Genomic DNA, 19530 nt, shown 5'->3' with positions numbered 1-19530 from the left:
GGGCGATCAAATTAGTGGGTGGAAGCGGCGGCGGCGACAGGCGCGCCGCCGCCCAGGGCCGCATACAGGCTGACCTGGCTGGATAGCAGCGCGCGGCGCGTCTGCACCAGTTGCTGCTCGACCGTCAGCAGGTCGCGCTGCGCATCGAGCACTTCCAGGTAGGGCGCGGCGCCATTGTCATAGCGCAGCTTGGCCAGGCGCGCGCGTTCGCTCTGCGCGGCCAGGGTGGTCTTGCCGATGTCGACCTGCAGCGCCAGCCAGCGCCGGTTCGACAATGCGTCGGCCACTTCGCGAAACGCGCCCTGCACGCTCTTTTCATAATTGGCCACGGCCACGTCGCGGCGTACCTCGGCCAGGTCCATGTTGGCGCGGATGCGGCCCGCGTCAAAGATCGGCAGCACCAGGCGCGGTGCAAAATTCCAGGCGCCGCTGCCAGAATCGAACAGGCCGCTCAATTCCGCGCTGGCCGTGCCGTAGGCGGCCGTCAGCGAAATGGTCGGGAAGAAGGCGGCGCGCGCGGCGCCGATATTGGCTTGCGCGGCGCGCAGCTGATGCTCGGCCGCCATCAGGTCGGGACGCTGCGTGAGTAAAGCCGAGGGCAGGCCCGCATGCAGCGGCTGCAGCACGCTGGCGTCGTCGAAGCGGCGCACCTCACCCGCCACCGGCGTCAGGTCGACCGGGCCGCCCACCAGCTGGGCCAGCGCATGCGCCTGCACGGCGCGCGCCTGCTCCAGCTGCGCCGACAGCGAGAGGGCCTGGCTGAGCAGGGTTTCCACCTGCGTCAGGTCCAGCTTGGAAATCGACCCTACCTCGAAGCGGCGCGTAAAGATGCGCAGCGACTCGGCGCGGCTGTCGACCGTGGCGCGCGCCAGCGCCACCCGTTCATCGAGTTCGCGCAAGCTCAGATAGCCATTGGCCACCTGTGCCACCAGGGCCACGCCGACGGCGCGGCGCGCCTCGTCGCTGGCCAGCAGGGTTTGCAGCGCGCTGTCCTTCAGGCTGCGCACGCGGCCCCAGAAATCGAGCTCCCAGGCGCTCACGTTCAAACCCGTTTGATACTGCGCGCTCGTCATGGGACGGCCCGTCACGCTCAGGTCACCGGGCACGCGCGCACGGCTGCCGGAAGCGCCCAGCGCAATGGTGGGGAATTGTTCCGCGCGCACGATGCCATACGCGGCGCGCGCCTCTTCCACGCGCAGGGCGGCGATGCGCATATCGCGGTTGCTGGCCAGCGCCTGCGCAATGGTCGCCTGCAGGCGCGCGTCCGCAAAATAGGCTTGCCAGGCGATGTCCGCCGCGTGCGCGCCGGCGGGATCGGTTTCCGGATACTGCGCCGCCACGGGCAGCGGCGGTGGCGCATACGGCGGTGCCATCGAGGCGCAGCCGGCCAGGGCCAGCGTGGCGGCCAGCGCGGCCGTCCTGGCGCACGCAGATAAAGCGGGAACAGGCATGATCATCTTCTTCCAGTCAATTCAGAATGTTGTAGCCGCCGTCGACATACAAGGTGCCGCCGGTGATGGCGCGCGCGCCGTCGCCGGCGAGGAAGGCGCACAGCGCGCCCACGTCCTCGATGGTGGCCAGGCAGCGCATGGGCGAGCGTTCGATGGCGTCGGCCATCAGGCGGTCGAAATGGGCAATGCCGGAAGCGGCCCGCGTTTCCAGGGGCCCCGGCGAGATGGCATTGACGCGGATGCCTTGCGGCCCCAGTTCCGCCGCCAGGTAGCGCACCGACGCTTCCAGCGCCGCTTTTACAGGACCCATCAGGCCATAGTCGGCGATGACTTCCTCGGCGCCCAGGTAACTCATGGTCATCAGGCTGCCGCCGTCCGGCATCAGCGGTTCGGCCAGCTTCGCCATGCGCATGAAGGAGTGGCACGAGATATCCATCGCCTGTGCGAAGCCGTCAGCCGAACTGTCCGTCACGCGGCCATGCAAGTCTTGTTTGGGCGCGTAAGCGATGGAATGGACGACGAAATCGAGCCGCCCCCACTGCCGCTCGATCTGCGCAAACAGCGCTTCGAGCTGGCCTGGCACGGCCACGTCGAGCGGTGCCATGATGGCCGCCTGCACTTGCTGCGCCAGCGGTTCCACATGTGGACGCGCCTTGTCATTGAGCCAGGTCACGGCCAGTTCGGCGCCAGCCGCGCGCAAGGCGCTGGCGCAGCCCCAGGCGATGCTTTGCGTATTGGCGATACCCACCACCAGCCCACGCTTGCCCTGCAAAGGCAAGTACTGCTGCAAGGCGGCCGTCATGCCTGAACTGGACGCAGGGCGGGCCAGGGCGTGGCCGCGTTCACGCAGCGCACTGCGCCGGCACGCATGGCAGCGGCGCACATGGCCAGCGTCACGCCGCCGGCGCGCGCATACGGCAAAGCAATGGGAGTGTGGGGGTGTAAGGTACTGCACGCGTCAGGCGCGGGGATCGGCATCTTCATGAATCGGGCTTCCGTCACTGAAATTCGAGGCCAGCACCAGTGCATTCTCGGGGAACTGGTACGGGGCGAAATTACTCTACAGCATTTAGAAGCGTGATTCGTGATGAGTTCGATCCGCATTCCATGACGCTTTGAGCTAGGTCAACTATAAGTGCGATTGCGGCAATGCAGCATTGATGTAAATCAAATTTTACCTCAATATTAACTAAATGAAATATTTTTCAGGCAAGCGTGCGGGAATGCATATTTAATAACACTGCCGGGCTGGCAGGAAGAAAAGGGACGTTGCCGGCGCAGATGGGCATTGCTGTAAAAACAAGCAGCGCCGGGTGGCGGCGGATGGCAGGTGCTGGGGGAGAGATGGAAGGGGGGGGCCATGCTATTGCATTGCAACATGGCCCCCATGCCTTGCGGAACAGCGCTGAACGGCCTTATTGGCGCGGCGCCGCTGCGGGACGCGAATACAGGTCGATGATGGTGCTGATGCCATCCTGGCATACGGAGCAGAACGTCTCGCTGCGGTCGAACATGATGCACTGCATCTCGGGCCGGTAGTAGCCGGACGACTCATAGTTCGCGCCTTCGAAGGCGCCCACCGCATGGCGCTGCGGCGCCTTCGAGAACAGCTGCTGCGTGTACGCCAGGTCGGCCTTGAACAAGTCGCTCATCTCGCTTTCCGGGCGGTTGGCCGCGCGCAGGGCGGCGCGCTGCTTCTGGTACTCGCGCGCATGGCTGTCGTACGCTTCCTTCGGCCATGGCGTCGGCAGCGGCGTGCCGGCCTTGACGTGGTTCTGCCATTTCAGCCTGGCCGGATCGCGCAGGGCCGTGGCGTTCGGCTCCCACGGTTCCTGCCGCTCGCCATTCGATTGGTAGGCCACGGGCGAAGTGTAGTACTCGTCGGCCAGGCCGGCGAAATGGTGGCCGAATTCATGCACGAACAGGTAATTGGCCCAGTCGTTGTTGGCTGCGGCCGTGCTGAACTGGCCGAAGATGCCGCCACCGCCGTAGGTATCGTTGTTGACGAGGATTTCGATGAATTCATACGGCGCATACTGCGCCAGGTCGCGCAGGGCGCGGTTGTCGGTGGTCAGCACATAACGCTCGCTGCCGAAAATATCGTAGCGCGTACCCAGCGGCGACGCATGGTGCACGCCCGTCGATGGACGCGACACGCCCGATTCCTGCGTCGGCGCGGCCATGGCCCACACGTTGAAGTCATTGGCCCGCTCGCGGAACGGCGACACCGTAAACAGGTGCTCGGCCAGTTTGCGCGCCGTCGCTTCGAATTTGCCCATTTCGGCGGCCGTATAGCCGTCGCCCATGATCAGCAGGTCGACCTTCCCGGACGAGGGGCCACTGATGCGGATAGGTATCGGCTTGACGGGTGCCGGTGGCTGCTTGCGGATCACGTCCTGCGCGGCCGGGTCGACGTCGGTGCTCCACACAACGGAAAACAGGCCGCGCTCGTCGCGCTTGAGGATGCGCACGCGCACGGGGTGCTCGGGCTGCGGGAAACGCACGGACTCCTGAAACGCGCGCGTGGTGGTTTTCGCTTCGTCGGTACTGGCCCATTCACCGAAAATGGTGGAGAAGCCGCGCGAATACAGCACCTTGCCCGACTTGATATCGACCACTTCCAGCAGGTTGTTGCCACGGTTGCTGTCGTCGATGGGACGCGCCAGATTGCCCGGCCATGGCAAGGGTTCGACCAGCACGCGCTCGACCGCATAATGCTCGCCCAGCGCATTGCCGCTGTGCTGGTAATCGAGGCGCATGGTGGCCGGCTGGGCGGCACTGGCAGCCTGCGCGGCTGGGACGATGCCGGCGGCCAGCGCCAGCGCGCAGAGGAAGGATCGAATCGGGGTCTGCTGCATCTCATTCCTGACACGGTAGAAAAACGGGTAAAAGAAGCGGTTTTCCAAACAAACAGCGGCGCCAGCGGCGGGCATGGAAAAATCCGGTGCGGCACATTGTAGCGACAGGAATACGCACTGCAAAGCACCTATTTCACGCACCCGCTTGACCGCGCCACGCAATCGCTTTATATTAGACTGACTAGTCGATCAATTAAAAGGAGAGCCAACCGCCATGCGCACCATCGATCCCGGCAAACACGCGGCCCGTCGCGACGCCATTCTCGCCGCCGCGCGCAGCTGCTTCGCACGCAAGGGCTTTCACCAGACCAGCACCGCCGCCATCTGCGCGCAAGCGGGCATGAGTCCCGGCAACCTGTTTCATTACTTCCCCACAAAGCAAGCCATCATCGCCGCCATCGTCGACCAGGAAGGCAGCGAGACGGCCGCCTATTTCGCCAGCGTACAAGGCGGAGCCGATGCCTACGGCGCCCTGCTCGATTTCATGGACCTGGTGCTGGCGCTGGCGGCCGACGGGGATTTTGCGGGGCTGGCGCTGGACATTTCCGCCGAAGCGATGCGCGATCCGGATATCGCGGCCAGGGTGGCGCGCAACGATGCCGTGCTGCGCGCCGGCGTGCAGGCGCTGCTGGAAAGCGCTGCGGCGCGAGGCCAGGTCGACGCCGCGCTCGACCCTGCGCAAACGGCAGGCTGGATCGCTGCGCTGATCGACGGCATCTTCAACCGGGTCGCCGTCGATCCCGCTTACGCACCGCCGGCGCAGCGCGCCAGCCTGCACCTGTTATTGGCGCGCTTCCTGCGCCCTGCCCTGGCATGAGCGCCGCCATGCAAACCCCGCCGGCGCGCATCGCCGACGTCGACGCCCTGCGCGGCTGCGCCCTGTTCGGCATTTTGGTCGTCAATATCGGCGCCTTCGCCACGCCGTGGTTCGGCCTGGGATTGACCGATCCGGCCTTTCACGGCGGCGTGGACCGCGCCACGCATTTTCTCGTCGCCCTGCTGTTCGAAACCAAGTTCTATCTGCTGTTTTCCTTCCTGTTCGGCTACAGCTTCACCTTGCAGATGCAGGCGGCCGCGCGCGCCGACGCGCCGTTCGTGCCGCGCATGCTGCGCCGGCAAGCGGGCCTGTGGCTGATCGGCGCCCTGCATGCCGTGTTGCTGTTTCATGGCGACATACTCACCACCTACGCCGTGCTGGGCATCGTGCTGCTGGCGCTGCACCGCTGCGGCGAACGCCAGGCACTGTCCCTGGCCTTGATGCTCGTCACCGTCTGCGTGGCGTTCTGGGCATCGATGGCCTGGCTGCAAAGCCTGCAGCCGGCGGGCGACGCGGCGGACAACGCCGTGGCGATGGCGCAGAAAGCGGCAAGCGCCCTGGCCGCCTACCGCGCCACGCCAGCGGCCGTCGTCCATCAGCACCTGCGCGAACTGAGTGACATCTGGCTCGTCCTGCTGCTGGTACAGGCACCGTGCGCGCTGGCCATGTTCCTGTGCGGCCTGGCCGCCGGCAAGCGCGAGATGCTGCTGCACGCCAGCGCATACCTGCCGCTGCGCCGCCGCCTGCTGTGGGCCGGGGCGCTGGTGGGCCTGCCCGGCGCTGCCTTCTACGCGTGGACGTCCGTGTATGCGCAAAGCCAGGCATGGCAGGTGGCGGGACTGGCCGTGGGCCTGGCCACCGCGCCGCTGCTGGCGGGCGCCTACCTGGCACTGGCGCTGGCCCTGTTCGAGCGCCTGCGCGACGGCACGCTGTTTGCGCTGCTGGCCGATACGGGCCGCATGGCGCTGTCGAACTACCTGCTGCAGTCAGCCATCTGTGCCTGGCTGTTCCTCGCGTATGGCGCGCGGCTGATGGGCAGCGTCTCGCCGCTCGGTGCGCTGGCGCTGGCCGCCATCATCTTCTGCCTGCAGCTGCCACTGAGCCGCTGGTGGCTGCGCGGCCACGCATATGGCCCCGTCGAGTGGCTGCTCAGGGCATTGACGATCGCCGCATGGCCGCGCTGGCGGCGATCGCGCGCCGCCTATTTGTAGCGGTACAGGGGCTGGCGCAGCTGGATCGGGCGGATATCGAGGCGCAGTTTCAGCACCGAATACGCTTCCGCCTCGGTCGAACTGTAGCCGACGCTGTTGACGGTCTTGCTGAACCTGAATTCAAAACCCAGGTCCGGGTACGGGTCGCGCGGGTTGCCGAAGGCGATGCCGATGGCTTCCTGCTGGGCGTTGTCGATCAGGTTGCCCATCAGGTCGAGCACGGCGTTATTGCCGAGGATATCGTTGGTAAACACGGGTTCGCGCATGTCTGGCTGGTTCGGATCGAGCTTGTTGTCGGCCTTGTCCGGCGACGGCGTAAACACGCGCGTGACGAGGTTGAACTTGTCGCCCCGGTCCAGATAGCTGATGGCAGCGTTGCTGATATTGAAATTTTTCACGCCACGGTCGCTGATGGCGCCCGACAGGTCGATCAGCAAGGCGCCGCTGTAGCCGATGACTTCCACATCGCGCATGGCGTCGACCACCATGGCGCTGTTTTCATCGATCCCCAGTCCCAGGTGATAGCCTTTTTTCAGCATCACGGGAATCATGCGCGCAAAACGCCCGCGTACCAGCAGATGCTGGTCGACGAAGACATCGCTGCCGATGAAGCCCAGCCCCGGCGCGATCTCGCGCCCGTCCGTGACGCCCATCTTGAGCATGTCGAGCACGGGCTTGGCATCGTAGAACATGGTGGTGCTCATGATGGCCGCGCCGGCGCTGGAACCGGCGATCACGCCGCCGTTGCGGTAGACCGACCAGATGGCTTCCAGCGCGGCCGTGCGGCTGCCGTCCGGGCGCAGCAAGGCTTGCGTGATGCGGCCCTGGTCGCCGCCGGCAAAATAGATGCCGCTGGCCGACTTGATCTGCGTGACGATGGCCGGATCTTCGGCCGCCTTGCGGTAATCGCGATTGGGCAGCTTGACGGCCAGCGGCACGAAAAAGGCATCGGCACCATATTGATTGAGTTTTTGGATGATGCTTTCACCCGACTTTTCCGGATTCATCGCAGCCGAGGCCAGCACGGCGATCCGCGCGCCCGGCCCGCCCGACAACTTGACGATGCGCTGCCAGACTTCGGCATTGTCGGCGCGCAGGCCGCCGCCGATGATGACGAGGGTGCCCTGCGGAGCGCTGCCGATGGCACTGCCGCCAGGCGCCGCCACGGCATGGAAGCTGCACAATGCCAGCGCGAACAGCAGCGCGGCGCGGAAGGAGTGATACAGGCTTGAAGATGATTTCATGGTGCCTCTCGAATACATGGAAAGGGGCACGCGCTTGTTGATACAGGCGCGCGCCCTTGCTGCCAAAACTGCTGCTTGCAACCCAACACCATCGGACTACGATACTACCCGCTGCGTGTGACAGCCGTATTGCGGTATCTCCTGCTTTGCCGCCTTATTTGAAGCTGTAATTGGCGCTGGCATAGAAGCGCCGGCCACGCGGGTCCGAATAAGTAGGGTCATAGCCGGACAGGAAGTAATACGCCTGGTTCGAGTACGGCGGGCTGGTATTGAACAGATTCTGTATGCCCGCGCGCAGCTTGAACTGCTTGCTGACCGCATACGCAGCCGACATGTCCCACAGCGTGTAGGCCTTGACCCGGTTCGGCTTGACGACGCTGCCGTCGTCCGTGTTGATGGCCGAATTCTGGTCAGCATAGCCGCTCGAATACGTGTTCGACAGGCTGGCCGAATACGGGCCGTTATCCCAGTCCAGCGTGATCGTATGGCGCCAGCGCTGCACCACGCCGTCAGTGACGAACTTGTTCAGGTTGCTGATGAAATCGTCGCCAGGGCTGGTCTGGATTTTCGAGTCGAGCACATATGTGCCACTCAGGTGTCCGCCAAAACGCCCCCACGCCGTTTTCACGCCATGCAGGTCGGCCGTGATATCGATGCCCGCAGCCTTTTGCGCGCCGCGGTTTTCCTTGCGCAGCTCGATGTAGTCGATTTCATTGTCTTCGTCGCGGTGCACCAGATCGCCATACTTGGCCAGGTTACCGAGGATGATGTCGTCGCCGATTTCGCTGATCAGGTCCGTGCGCTTGATGTTCCAGTAGTCGGCACTGAAGGTCCAGTGCTGGCTCGGTTCGAGCACCAGGCCGGCCGTGAACTGGCGGCTGCGTTCCGGTTTCAGCTTGTCGTTGCTGTAGCGGCGCGTACGCCAGTTGTCGGCGCAGACAGAGTAGTCGTTGTCCTCGGCTTCGCAGTACACGGGATCGGGCAGGGTCGCCGTCTGGCTGTAGACGGTGGGCCGGTGCAGGTCCGACATCGATGGCGCGCGGAAGCCCTTGCCGGCCGAGGCGCGCAGCAGCACCTGCTTGCTGGGCATGTAGGTCAGGCCGATTTTAGGACTCAAGGCGCCGCCCACCTGCTGGTAATGGTCATAGCGGCCCGAGAGCTGCGCCTGCCACTGCTTGGTAAATGGCAGCAGCAGTTCGCTGTAGATGGCCTGCACATTGCGGCTGTCGCTGGTGGCCATGCCCCCTTCGGGCGCTTCGTCGTTGGTGATGTTGCCACTCATCAACAATGCGGATGGCCGGAAGTCCGTGCGCTCGCGCCGCACTTCGCCGCCCACGGCCAGCGCCAGGTCGCCGCCGCCCAGTGCCATCAGCGCGCGCGACACCTTGAAATCGAGCGAGTCCATGACGCCGCGCGCATGCCGCACTTCGTCGTTGACCTGGATGCTATCGAGCAGTGCCTTGCCCGCCGCGCTGGACGGGCCGAAGGGATTGATGGTGCCATCCGTGATGCCCTTTTGTAGCTGATCGGCCAAGAGGTAGCCGTGCGTGTCCTTGTCCCTGACCACATTGACGCTGTGATTCAAGCCCACGTCGTAATCCCAGCCGCCGACGGTGCCCGTGGCACCCACCACGTAACGCTGGCTTTCGCTGGTCAATTCGCTGGTGCGCATGCCCGCTTCGTTCAGGCGGATGCGCAGGGCCAGCGTGTCAGTCAGCCCGGCCGCGCTCAGCTGCGGCACCATGCTGGCGTCGATTTCGCCATCCGGCCGCGCTGTCGATCCCACGTAATAGCTGCGCGAACGGCTCAACGCCACCTCGGCATACAGCTGGTGATCATTGTTCAATTTGAGGACGCCGCGCGTCAGCAGGTTCTGCTTGTCCGTCTTCGGATACAGCTCGGTGTCGCCCATGTAGTTATAGGTACACGCATCGACGCCGCCCGTGCCCCCCGGCAGGTACACATTGGCAGGGCCGCTGCAGCCGGGAATCGACAGGTTGATCAGGCGATTCGTGATCGGCTTCCCATTGAGCAGGAAGCCCTGTTCCTGCAGGTAGTCGCGCTGGTCGCTGCTCAAGCGGATATTCGCCGGACTGGTATAGCTGGACAACAAATGGCCGAGGCGTTCCGCCACGTGCAGGTTCGGAATGAACTTGCGCTGCGAAGTGCTCAGGCGGTCGGTTTTTTGCAGGTCGACCACGGCAAAGATATTGTAGCCATCCGCCGCCAGGTCGCCGGTGCCGGCCGTGATGCTGGCCGTGCGCTTGCCGGCGCCCCCTTCATCGGTGCGGCTGCCGTAGACGTTCAGCTCCACGCCCTGGTAATCCTTGCGCGTAATAAAATTGATGACGCCGCCGATGGCGTCCGTGCCGTACAGGGCCGAAGCACCGTCGAGCAATACTTCCACGCGCTGCAGGGCGGCGGCGGGAATGTTATTCAGGTCCACGCCCGCATCGTCGCCGGGCGAGGCAAAGTTCGCCATGCGCCGGCCATTGAGCAGCACCAGGGTCGATGAGGTGCCCACGCCGCGCAGGTTGGCGCTGTTGAAGCCGCGCTGGTCGCCGCCCACATTGATGCTGACGCCATCGGTCAGGCCGCCCACGTTGGCCGACACGCGCGCCATCAGCTCGGCCGCCGTCGTCACACCCGCCTTCTCGATCTCGGCGCGCGTGATGATCTGCACCGGCAGCGCCGTCTCCGATTCCAGGCGCTTGATGGCCGACCCCGTGATCTCCACGCGCTGCATTTTTTTCGGCGCCGGCTCGCCATCTTGCTCTTGCGCCTGTGCGCCGCTGGCCAGCATGCCCAGCACCGCCGACACGCTCAAGGCACCCAGCGCGAGGCGCACGCCTTGCGACGGCACCGACTCGCGTGGCAATACGGAACCACCGTTCTGTCTTTTCATGTGCATTGCATCTCTCCCCAATGGTGTATGTCTGATTTTTATCATGATTTTTGTACTGCCTTGCGCTGCCTGGATACTGCTTTCCGGGGCCCTGGCACGCCATGCTCGCCGCCGTACAGATAGGCGGCGATGACTTCGCTCAGACGGGCCGCTTTTTCAACGTTCTTCTTGTTCGACACCATCAGCGCCACGGCCAGCGCCTCGATCATGGCCAGCGCCGTGCTGGCGCTGCTGGGCAGGACGGGATGCGTGCTTTGCGCATACAGCGCGTGATCGGCCAGTTCGGCCAGGGGGGACGCGGGAGAGTCGGTGAGCGCCACGATGCAGGCGCCGCGGTCGCGCGCAAAGCTGGCCAGGCCGATGCAGTCGAGCGTATAGCGGGGGAACGAGATCACCACCAGCACGTCGTGCGCCGTCAGGTTGACCAGGTGCCCGGCCGCCACTTCCGAGCCGCCGATGCCCACCACTTCCACCACATGCGGGCAAAACGGCTGCAGATGCTGCACCAGCATGCCCGCCAGATTGGCCGACAGGCCAAAACCCATCACATACACGACCTTGGCGCGCGTCAGGCGCCGCACCACGGTCTGCATGGCGGGCGGCGACAGGGCATCGGACGTGGCGGCGATATTCGCGGCCGCATACTCCAGACTTTCCGTGATCGGTGATGTGGCGCGCGCACGCCGCTGTATCGTACGGCGCAATTTGTCGACTGGCTGCAGCAGCGATTGCAGGGTTTCGGCCATGGCGCTGCGCATGGCCGAATAATTCTTTTGCCCGATGTCGCGCGCGAAGCGGCTGATGGTCGCCGTCGAGACCTGGCAACTGTCGGCCAGTTCCTCGATGCCCAGCGCCGTCACGCGCATCTGGTTGCGCAGCAGGTAATCGGCGATCTGCCGCTGCGAGGCCGAGCCGCTGGCCAGCACGTGCATCAGCGTTTGCCCCAACGGCGATTGCGCGAAGGCGGCATCGGGCGACGACAGGGCGGCGGCCACTGGCGAGCGGAAGCTGTTACGGGCAGGACTGGCGGATGATTTCATATCACTGGCGGCCTGTGTTCTTGTGCATGGCGGATGACGGATAAAAAGACGAAAACGGGTCGCTGGAACCCACTTTACTCATATCAAAAAGAAAACTCAACAAATATTTGTAAAAGGATTTTCATTGATTTACTTCGTGAAAATAATGCTACATAATCGACCGAAAACCATCAACCGCGCCCCGTTTTGGGGCGAATTACCATGCAAGTACAACAGCATCCCATCTCCAGTGCGCACGCCAGCGTAGCGTGCCAGTTGAGCAGCTTTCACTTTGGCACGGCGGCGGCAGGCAGCCGCAGCGGCAAGAAGGTGTATATCCAGGCGGCGCTGCACGCGGACGAAGTGCCGGGCATGCTGGTGTCGCAATTTTTGCGCCGCGAACTGCTGGCGCTGGAGGCGGCGGGCAAGATCCACGGCGAAGTGATCCTGGTGCCGGCCGCCAATCCCATCGGCCTGGCGCAAGCCATCCATGGCGCGCCGTTCGGCCGCTTCGACCTGACCACCGGCATCAACTTCAACCGTGCATACCGCCACGTGGCCGATGAACTGAAAACCACGCTGGCTGGCCTGCTGGGACAGGATGCGCAAGCCAACGTGGCGCTGATACGCGAGCATGCGCGCGCCGCCGTCGCCGCCTGGCGGCCGTCCACGGATGCGGAGACCTTGAAGAAAACCTTGCTGGGCATGGCCATCGATGCCGACATCGTGCTCGACCTGCATTGCGATAACGAGGCGGCCCTGCACATCTATACGGGCACGCCGCTGGCGGCGCAGATCGCGCCCCTGTCCGCACTGCTGGGTGCGCGCGCCGTGCTGCTGGAACTGGCGGCTGGCGAAGAGCCGTTCGACGAAGCCTGCAGCCGCCTGTGGTGGGACCTCGACGCGCACTTCGGCGGCCGCTATCCGATTCCCGCCGCCTGCCTGTCGACCACCGTCGAACTGCGCGGCGAAGTGGAAGTGAGCTACGCCCTGGCAGAGCGCGACGCCACCGCCCTGCTGCGCTTTCTTGCCATCGAGGGCGTACTGGAGATCGCCGGCGCCGGCGACGACCTGCCCGCGCCGCAATGCCAGCCCACGCCGCTGGCCGGCGTGGAACCGATCCTCGCGCCGCATCACGGCGTACTGGTGTATCTGCGCGAAATGGGTGACATGCTGGCCGCCGGCGATGCGCTGGCCGACCTGATCGATCCGGTCAGCGGCGAGACGACGACCTTGCGCTGCAGCGTCGCCGGTGTCTTCTTTGCGCGCAGCGCCCACCGCCACGTCTTGCGCGGCATGAACGTCGGCAAGGTCGCCGGCGCCATCGCCTTCCGCGGCGGCAGCCTGCTGAGCCAATGACGCCATGAAAAAATTCAAACTGCCCAATACCTTCGTCCTGCTGTGCGGCATCCTGGCCATGATCGCGCTGGCGACCTGGCTGGTGCCGGGCGGGAAATTCGATACGCAACTGGTGAACGGCAAGCAGCTGATCATTCCCGGCACGTTTCACTACGTGGACAACAAGCCGCAGGGACTGGCCGCGCTGATGATGGCGCCCATCAAGGGCTTCGTCGACGCCAGCCTGATCATCGGCTTTATCCTGATCGTCGGCGGCGCCTTCGCCGTGCTGCAAAAAACCGAAGCCTTCGATTCGCTGATCAAGGCCATCGCCAAAGCGCACACCAGTTCGCGCTTCGTGCGCGCCGCCATCATCCCCGTGTTTTTCACCATGTTCTCGCTGGGCGGCGCCACTTTCGGCATGAACGAGGAAGCCATTCCCTTCATCCTGATCTTCGTGCCGCTGGCGCTGGCGCTGGGCTATGACACCATCACGGGCGTGTCGATTCCCTTCATCGGCTCGCAGGTGGGCTTTTCCGCCGCCTTTTTAAATCCGTTCAACGTCGGCATAGCGCAGGGCATTGCCGGCGTGCCGATTTTTTCCGGCATCGGCTACCGCCTGATCGTGTGGGCCATCGCCACGGCCGTCAGCATCGTATTTTTGATGTGGTATGCGGCACGCATCAAGCGCCATCCGGAAAAAAGCCCGACCTACCTGCTCGACATCGAAAAGCGCAGCGAGCACACACTGGACCTGAGCAGCTTTGCCGGCATGACGCGCACGCATCGCGCGGTGCTGTGGATTTTCATGGCGACCTTGCTGACGATGGTCGTCGGCGTCGTCAAGTACGACTGGTTCATCGATGAAATCGCCGCCCTGTTCCTGGTGATGGCCATCGTCGTCGGCCTGGTCGGCCGGCTCGACATGGACAGCCTGGTGGCGTCCTTCGTGCAGGGCGCGCGCGACATGGTCACCGTGGCGCTCGTCATCGCGCTGGCGCGCGGCACCATGATCCTGGCGCGCGATGCGCAGATCATCGACACCATGCTGCATGCATTGACGCCCCTGGTGGCGTCGTCGAGCCCCGTCTTCGCCGCGCAAAAGATGTTCTTCATGCAGTCGGTGATCAACTTCTTCATCCATTCCGGCAGCGGCCAAGCGGCGCTGACCATGCCGATCATGGCGCCGCTGGCCGACCTGGTGGGCGTGACGCGCCAGACCGCCATCCTGGCTTTCCAGTTCGGCGAATTCACCACGCCGATGATCCCCACATCCGGCATCACCGTCGGCGTGCTGGCACTGGCGCGCGTGCCCTGGATTACGTGGGCCAAGTGGATGATTCCGCTGCAGCTGATTTACCTGGTGCTCGCGCTGCTGCTATTGATTCCGCCGTGCCTGATGCACTGGCAGTAAAAACCCCGCCATGGCGACATCCTGTCCCCATGGCCTTTTTGCGCCCGACTCGCATGGTAATCAATCAACGCTGGTGGTGGCCCATGTCGATTGCGTGCTGAGAAAATGGTGGATGGCTGGAACGTCGAGTTCCGCCTTGTCGGTGCTGATCATCAAATGTGACATCGCGCAGGCCCTGCTAGCGTTGAAAAACACGATCATCTGCCTTTTTGCTGCGGCTGTCACCAAGCCTGGATAGAACCGGGGGCGCCGCCCGTTCTGCCTGTCCGTGATGCGGTGTTGCTGTTTGCTGCGGATGCTGCTGGTACTGCAGGCAATGCCATCGCCGCGCTTACAGGGCGGCTTTTTCTTCCGCGCTCAGACGCTTGGCGCTGACATACACGGTGTGCATGGTGGCTTGATCGGCGCTGGCGGCGATGGGGGCGGGCGCGGCGCGCAATTTCGGCACGGCGGCGGTGGCCAGGCTGGTGGCGGCGGCGACGGCGATGATGGCAACGAAGATGGCTTCCATGTTTTTAGCGATGTTCATGATGGTGTCCTTTGAGTGGCTGGTTGTGTGTTGCGATGATTGAACTGTAGGCCGATCGCCCCTGAACTGCCATCGGATTGCGACCAAACGCACGATTCGCGGGACAGAATACAAAAAGCCCGGATGGAACGCAGAACAGCGTCCGCCGCGTGGCATTTGACGCGTGCCAGCCCCATTCCCGGCCATTTCAGCGCCCGGCAAGGCCCTAAAAGCCCTAACGCAGGCCAACCTTGTTTATAATCGCCCTACACTAAAGGACTTCTTTCATGACTGATCAATTCTCCAAAAAGGGCGAAGCCTGGTCGGCCCGGTTTTCCGAACCGGTCTCGGACCTCGTCAAGCGCTACACAGCTTCTGTATTTTTTGACAAGCGCCTGGCGCTGTTCGACATCGAAGGTTCGCTGGCCCATGCGGAAATGCTGCATGCGCAAGCCATCATCAGCCCGGCCGACTACGCGGAAATCGTGCGCGGCATGGCGCAAATTTCGCAGGAAATCGCCGCTGGCCAGTTCGAATGGCTGCTGGACCTGGAAGACGTCCACCTGAATATTGAAAAACGTCTGACCGAACTGGTAGGCGATGCGGGCAAGCGATTGCACACCGGTCGTTCACGCAACGACCAGGTGGCGACCGACATCCGCCTGTACGTGCGCTCCGCCATCGACGACATCACCGCCCTGCTGGCGACGTTCCGCAGCGCGCTGACGGACTTGGCCGAACAGCATGCCGACACCATCATGCCGGGCTTTACCCACATGCAGGTGGCCCAGCCGATCACCTTCGGCCATCACATGCTGGCGTATGTCGAGATGTTCGGCCGCGATGCCGAGCGCATGGCCGATTGCCGCAAGCGCGTCAACCGCCTGCCGCTGGGCGCCGCTGCCCTGGCCGGCACCACCTTCCCCATCGATCGCCTGCGCGTGGCCAAGACGCTGGGCTTCGACGACGTCTGCCACAACTCGCTCGACGCCGTGTCGGACCGTGATTTCGCCATCGAATTTTGCGCCGCAGCCGCCGTGCTGATGATGCACGTATCGCGCATGGCCGAGGAACTGGTGATCTGGATGAGCCCACGCATCGGCTTCATCGACATCGCCGACCGCTTCTGCACCGGCTCGTCGATCATGCCGCAAAAGAAGAACCCGGATGTGCCCGAGCTCGCCCGTGGCAAGACGGGCCGCGTGTATGGCCACCTGATTGGCCTCTTGACCCTGATGAAAGGCCAGCCGCTGGCCTACAACAAGGATAACCAGGAAGACAAGGAACCGCTGTTTGATACCGTCGACACCGTCATCGACACCTTGCGCATCTTCGCCGACATGGCCTGCGGCATCACGGTGAAACCGGAAGCGATGCGCGCGGCTGCCCTGCAGGGTTATGCCACGGCGACCGACCTGGCCGACTACCTGGTCAAGAAGGGCTTGCCGTTCCGCGACGCCCATGAAGCGGTGGCCCTGGCCGTGCGCGCCTGCGTCGATGCCGGTTGCGACCTGGCCGACCTGTCGCTGGAGCAGCTGCGCGCGTTTTCCCCGCTGACCGGTGAAGACGTGTTTGAAGTGCTGACCCTGGAAGGCTCCGTCGCCGCGCGCGACCACGTGGGCGGCACCGCGCCGCGCCAGGTGCGCGCCGCCATCGCCCGCGTGCGCACGCAACTGGAAAAATAAACCGCGCTTGCGCGCTCAAGCGCCCCGCTGCATCGCTGCAGCGGGGCGTTTTTCATTGCGCGACGATTGTCGACAATCCAGAAAAGGCAGCGCCGGGACTCAAGCCGAAAGGCGCAAACTGATATCATGCCCGCATTCCATATTCAGCATCGAGCAAAGGAGCAGGCATGAGCATAGGTGGCACTTCCATCGAACAGGCATTGGCATCGCTGTCGGACATGACGGACGGCATGGTCGCCATCGGCAAGGACGAACATGCGCAACGCATCGCCAGGGCGCAGGACTTCATGCGCGAACAGGGCATCGCCGCGATCTACCTGAACGCAGGCGCCAACCTCACCTATTTTACGGGTACCAAATGGTATGCCAGCGAACGCATGGTGGGCGCCATCCTGCCTGCCAGCGGCGAGATCGAATACATCGCCCCCGCCTTCGAGGAAAGCACCTTGACGGGCTTCATGCTCATCGAGGGCAAGGTCAATTGCTGGGAAGAGCATGCAAGCCCGTACCAGCTGTTCGTCGACGTGCTGGCGCGCATGGGGATAGCCCAGGATGCGGCTGCCCCGCCACGCGTGGGCATCTGCGAAAGCGCCGCCTTCTTCATCTATGACGGCATCCGGCCGGCCGCTCCCGGCTACGCGCTGGAAAACGCACGCGCCGTCACGGCGTACTGCCGCAGCCGCAAGTCAGCGGCGGAAATCGCCCTGATGCAGCGCGTGATGGACATGACCCTGGCCGTGCACGTGGCCACGGCCAGCATGCTGGTCGAAGGCATCACGACGGTGGAAGTGGAAGAATTTATCCAGCGCGCGCACCGCAAGGTGGGGGCGCCCCGCTCATATTTTTGCATCGTGCTGTTCGGCGAAGCAACCGCCTATCCGCATGGCGTGAATTACGTGCAGACCCTGAAGGCGGGCGACACGGTGCTGATCGACACGGGTTGCCAGGTGATGAACTACATCTCCGACATCACGCGCACCTATGTGTTTGGTACGATCAGCGCGCGCCAGCGCAGCGTGTGGAACAGCGAAAAGGCGGCGCAGGCTGCGGCTTTCGCGGCCGCCCAGTTGGGTGTACCCTGCGGCGACGTGGACCGCGCCGCGCGCGTCTCCCTGGAGGCAGACGGCTTTGGCCCCGGCTACAAGCTGCCGGGCCTGCCGCACCGCACCGGCCACGGCATCGGCCTCGATATCCACGAGTGGCCTTACCTGGTGGGCAACGACACGACGCCGCTCGACGTGGGCATGTGCTTCTCGAACGAGCCGATGATCTGCATCCCCGGCGAATTCGGCATCCGCCACGAAGACCATTTCTACATGACGCAAGACGGTCCGCGCTGGTTCACGCAACCGGCGCACAGCATCGACGATCCGTTCGGGCTGCGGGCTTAAGCCGGGTGTTGGATTACGCTGCGCTAATCCAACCTACCGCACTGCCAGGTAGGTCGGATTAGCGGGGCCGCCGAGGCGCCTTGCGCGTAATCCGACATCACCGCAACGCCAAGTAGGTCGGATTAGCGCGCAGCGCGTAATCCGACGCGCCCCCCTGCGCCAGCTTGAACACGGCCAGCGCCGTGCCCAGTTGCACGGCCTGCTCCTGCAGCGATTCGGCCGCCGCCGAGGCCTCTTCCACCAGCGCGGAGTTTTGCTGCGTCATCTGGTCCATGCTGCCGATGGCCACGCCGATATCGCCGATGCCGGCGCTCTGCGCCTGGCTGGCGGCGCTGATCTCGGCCATGATGTCGGCCACCTTTTTCACCGACTCGACGATCTGGCCCATGGTCAGCCCCGCCTCGTCGACCAGCTTCGAGCCGACATTCACCCTGTCCACCGAATCGCCGATCAATTGCTTGATCTCGCGCGCCGCAGCCGCGCTGCGCTGCGCCAGGTTGCGCACTTCGGATGCCACCACGGCAAAGCCGCGTCCCTGCTCGCCCGCGCGCGCCGCTTCCACGGCCGCATTCAAGGCCAGGATATTCGTCTGGAAGGCGATGCCGTCGATGACGCCGATGATGTCGACAATGCGTTTCGATGAGTCGTTGATCTCGCCCATGGTGGTGACCACCTGGCTGACCACTTGCCCGCCTTTCACGGCGACGGAAGACGCCGACACCACCAGTGCATGCGCCTGGCCCGCATTGGCTGCGTTGTCGCGCACGGTGCTTGTAAGGCTATCCATGCTGCGCGCCGTCTGATCCAGGCTGCCCGCCTGCGACTCCGTGCGCGCGGCCAGGTCCGCATTGCCTTGCGCGATTTCCGCGCTGGCCACCTGGATGGTTTCGGCCGATGCCTTGATACCGGACACCATGCCGGCCAGCCGGCCGCGCATCTCCTTCAGCGCCGCCAGCAAACTGGCCTGGTCGCCCGCTTCGGTGGCGATCTCCATCGAGAGGTCGCCATCGGCCACGGCGCGCGCGATCTGGCGCGCATATTCCGGTTCGCCGCCCAGTTGCTGCCAGATGGCGCGCACGACAAAGTGCGACACGGCCGCCAGGCAAACAATGACGGCCAGCGCCACGGCTATGCTGGTATTGAGCGCATGACGCACATTCGCCGCGCTGCGCTCGATGCCCTGCTTGAATTGCGCTTGCGCTTGTTCGTTGGTCTTGGCCAGGTCCGTATTGAGCACCGCCAGCGCGCCCTGCATGCGCGCCACGGTCGCTTGCGGGTCGCCCTCTTCCATTTCCAGCATGATGCGCGCCGCACTCATGGCCGGCGCATAGTAGGCGTCAAACTCCTTCGCCAGTTGCATGCCGTGCTCGCGCTGGCCGGGAATGGCGGCAAAGGCGGCCAGCTTGGCGCGCAGCTTGACGGCCTGGCCATCGACTTGCCCGATACGCTCCTTGTCGCCTTCGCTGACGGCATCGCGCAGGGCGTCGCCGACGGCGGCCACGTCCAGCGTCAGCGACTTGGCCAGGTCGAGCACGGGATAGTCGGCGCTTTCGGTGGCGTGAATGGAATTGAGCGCGGCCGTAGACAGGTAGGCACTGACGGCCAGTCCCAGGCCGAAGATCACGGCCGAGACGACGGGCAGCGCCCATATCTTGCGTTTGATGCTCATTGCTGTCTCCTGATTCTGAT

The 19530-nt window shown here is 64.2% G+C and carries 14 protein-coding genes; 6 read left to right on the top strand and 8 right to left on the bottom strand.

The features are described from left to right. Nucleotides 1–11: 11 nt before the first annotated feature. From CLU93_RS15050 to CLU93_RS15040, 3 genes are all read right to left on the bottom strand, one after another. Nucleotides 12–1457: an efflux transporter outer membrane subunit gene (locus CLU93_RS15050; protein WP_099762098.1), complete on the bottom strand. Its 1446-nt coding sequence runs from the start codon at nucleotides 1455–1457 to the stop codon at nucleotides 12–14. 10 nt (nucleotides 1458–1467) lie between these two features. Next, nucleotides 1468–2253: an enoyl-ACP reductase FabI gene (gene fabI / locus CLU93_RS15045; RefSeq protein WP_099762097.1), complete on the bottom strand. Its 786-nt coding sequence runs from the start codon at nucleotides 2251–2253 to the stop codon at nucleotides 1468–1470. Between the two features lie 613 nt (nucleotides 2254–2866). Continuing rightward, nucleotides 2867–4309, bottom strand: a complete 1443-nt coding sequence (locus CLU93_RS15040; protein ID WP_099762096.1) for an IgA Peptidase M64 — start codon at nucleotides 4307–4309, stop codon at nucleotides 2867–2869. Nucleotides 4310–4523: 214 nt separating this feature from the next. Here CLU93_RS15040 and CLU93_RS15035 point away from each other — a divergent pair, with 214 nt between their 5' ends. Both CLU93_RS15035 and CLU93_RS15030 read left to right on the top strand, forming a co-directional pair. After that, nucleotides 4524–5126 carry a TetR/AcrR family transcriptional regulator gene (locus CLU93_RS15035; RefSeq protein WP_099762095.1) on the top strand — a complete coding sequence of 201 codons (603 nt, stop codon included), beginning with the start codon at nucleotides 4524–4526 and terminating at the stop codon, nucleotides 5124–5126. 8 nt (nucleotides 5127–5134) lie between these two features. After that, on the top strand, nucleotides 5135–6337 hold the full coding sequence (locus CLU93_RS15030) for a DUF418 domain-containing protein (protein WP_257224975.1): 1203 nt from the start codon (nucleotides 5135–5137) through the stop codon (nucleotides 6335–6337). Here CLU93_RS15030 and CLU93_RS15025 read toward each other — a convergent pair. The 3 genes from CLU93_RS15025 to CLU93_RS15015 all read right to left on the bottom strand — a co-directional run bounded on the left by CLU93_RS15025 (nucleotide 6328) and on the right by CLU93_RS15015 (nucleotide 11526). After that, the gene (locus tag CLU93_RS15025) at nucleotides 6328–7581 is read right to left on the bottom strand and encodes a cyanophycinase (protein WP_099762093.1); all 1254 of its coding nucleotides are present in this window, start codon (nucleotides 7579–7581) and stop codon (nucleotides 6328–6330) included. The genes CLU93_RS15030 and CLU93_RS15025 overlap by 10 nt on opposite strands. Before the next feature lie 154 nt (nucleotides 7582–7735). After that, nucleotides 7736–10492 (bottom strand): TonB-dependent receptor, encoded by a 2757-nt coding sequence (locus tag CLU93_RS15020; RefSeq protein WP_099762092.1) that lies wholly within the window; start codon nucleotides 10490–10492, stop codon nucleotides 7736–7738. A gap of 35 nt (nucleotides 10493–10527) precedes the next feature. After that, nucleotides 10528–11526: a MurR/RpiR family transcriptional regulator gene (locus tag CLU93_RS15015; RefSeq protein WP_099762091.1), complete on the bottom strand. Its 999-nt coding sequence runs from the start codon at nucleotides 11524–11526 to the stop codon at nucleotides 10528–10530. A gap of 201 nt (nucleotides 11527–11727) precedes the next feature. Between CLU93_RS15015 and CLU93_RS15010 the strand changes: the two genes are divergently transcribed. Together CLU93_RS15010 and CLU93_RS15005 are read left to right on the top strand one after the other, a co-directional pair. Beyond that, on the top strand, nucleotides 11728–12864 hold the full coding sequence (locus CLU93_RS15010; protein WP_099762090.1) for a succinylglutamate desuccinylase/aspartoacylase family protein: 1137 nt from the start codon (nucleotides 11728–11730) through the stop codon (nucleotides 12862–12864). A gap of 4 nt (nucleotides 12865–12868) precedes the next feature. Further along, on the top strand, nucleotides 12869–14257 hold the full coding sequence (locus CLU93_RS15005; protein ID WP_099762089.1) for a YfcC family protein: 1389 nt from the start codon (nucleotides 12869–12871) through the stop codon (nucleotides 14255–14257). A 331-nt stretch (nucleotides 14258–14588) separates the two neighbouring features. On the opposite strand, the gene CLU93_RS15000 is transcribed toward CLU93_RS15005, so the two are convergent. Continuing rightward, entirely contained in the window at nucleotides 14589–14786 is a 198-nt protein-coding gene (locus tag CLU93_RS15000; protein ID WP_099762088.1) for a hypothetical protein, read from the bottom strand. A gap of 266 nt (nucleotides 14787–15052) precedes the next feature. Between CLU93_RS15000 and argH the strand changes: the two genes are divergently transcribed. Together argH and CLU93_RS14990 are read left to right on the top strand one after the other, a co-directional pair. Beyond that, on the top strand, nucleotides 15053–16450 hold the full coding sequence (gene argH, locus CLU93_RS14995) for an argininosuccinate lyase (RefSeq protein ID WP_099762087.1): 1398 nt from the start codon (nucleotides 15053–15055) through the stop codon (nucleotides 16448–16450). 167 nt (nucleotides 16451–16617) lie between these two features. Further along, entirely contained in the window at nucleotides 16618–17841 is a 1224-nt protein-coding gene (locus CLU93_RS14990; protein ID WP_099762086.1) for a M24 family metallopeptidase, read from the top strand. A 97-nt stretch (nucleotides 17842–17938) separates the two neighbouring features. Here CLU93_RS14990 and CLU93_RS14985 read toward each other — a convergent pair whose 3' ends face one another. Continuing rightward, nucleotides 17939–19510: a methyl-accepting chemotaxis protein gene (locus tag CLU93_RS14985; protein ID WP_099762085.1), complete on the bottom strand. Its 1572-nt coding sequence runs from the start codon at nucleotides 19508–19510 to the stop codon at nucleotides 17939–17941. Nucleotides 19511–19530: the final 20 nt, after the last annotated feature.

The sequence above is a fragment of the Janthinobacterium sp. 35 genome, from assembly GCF_002754575.1.
Taxonomy (GTDB): domain Bacteria; phylum Pseudomonadota; class Gammaproteobacteria; order Burkholderiales; family Burkholderiaceae_D; genus Janthinobacterium; species Janthinobacterium tructae.
This window is presented reverse-complemented; position numbering and strand designations above follow the sequence as displayed.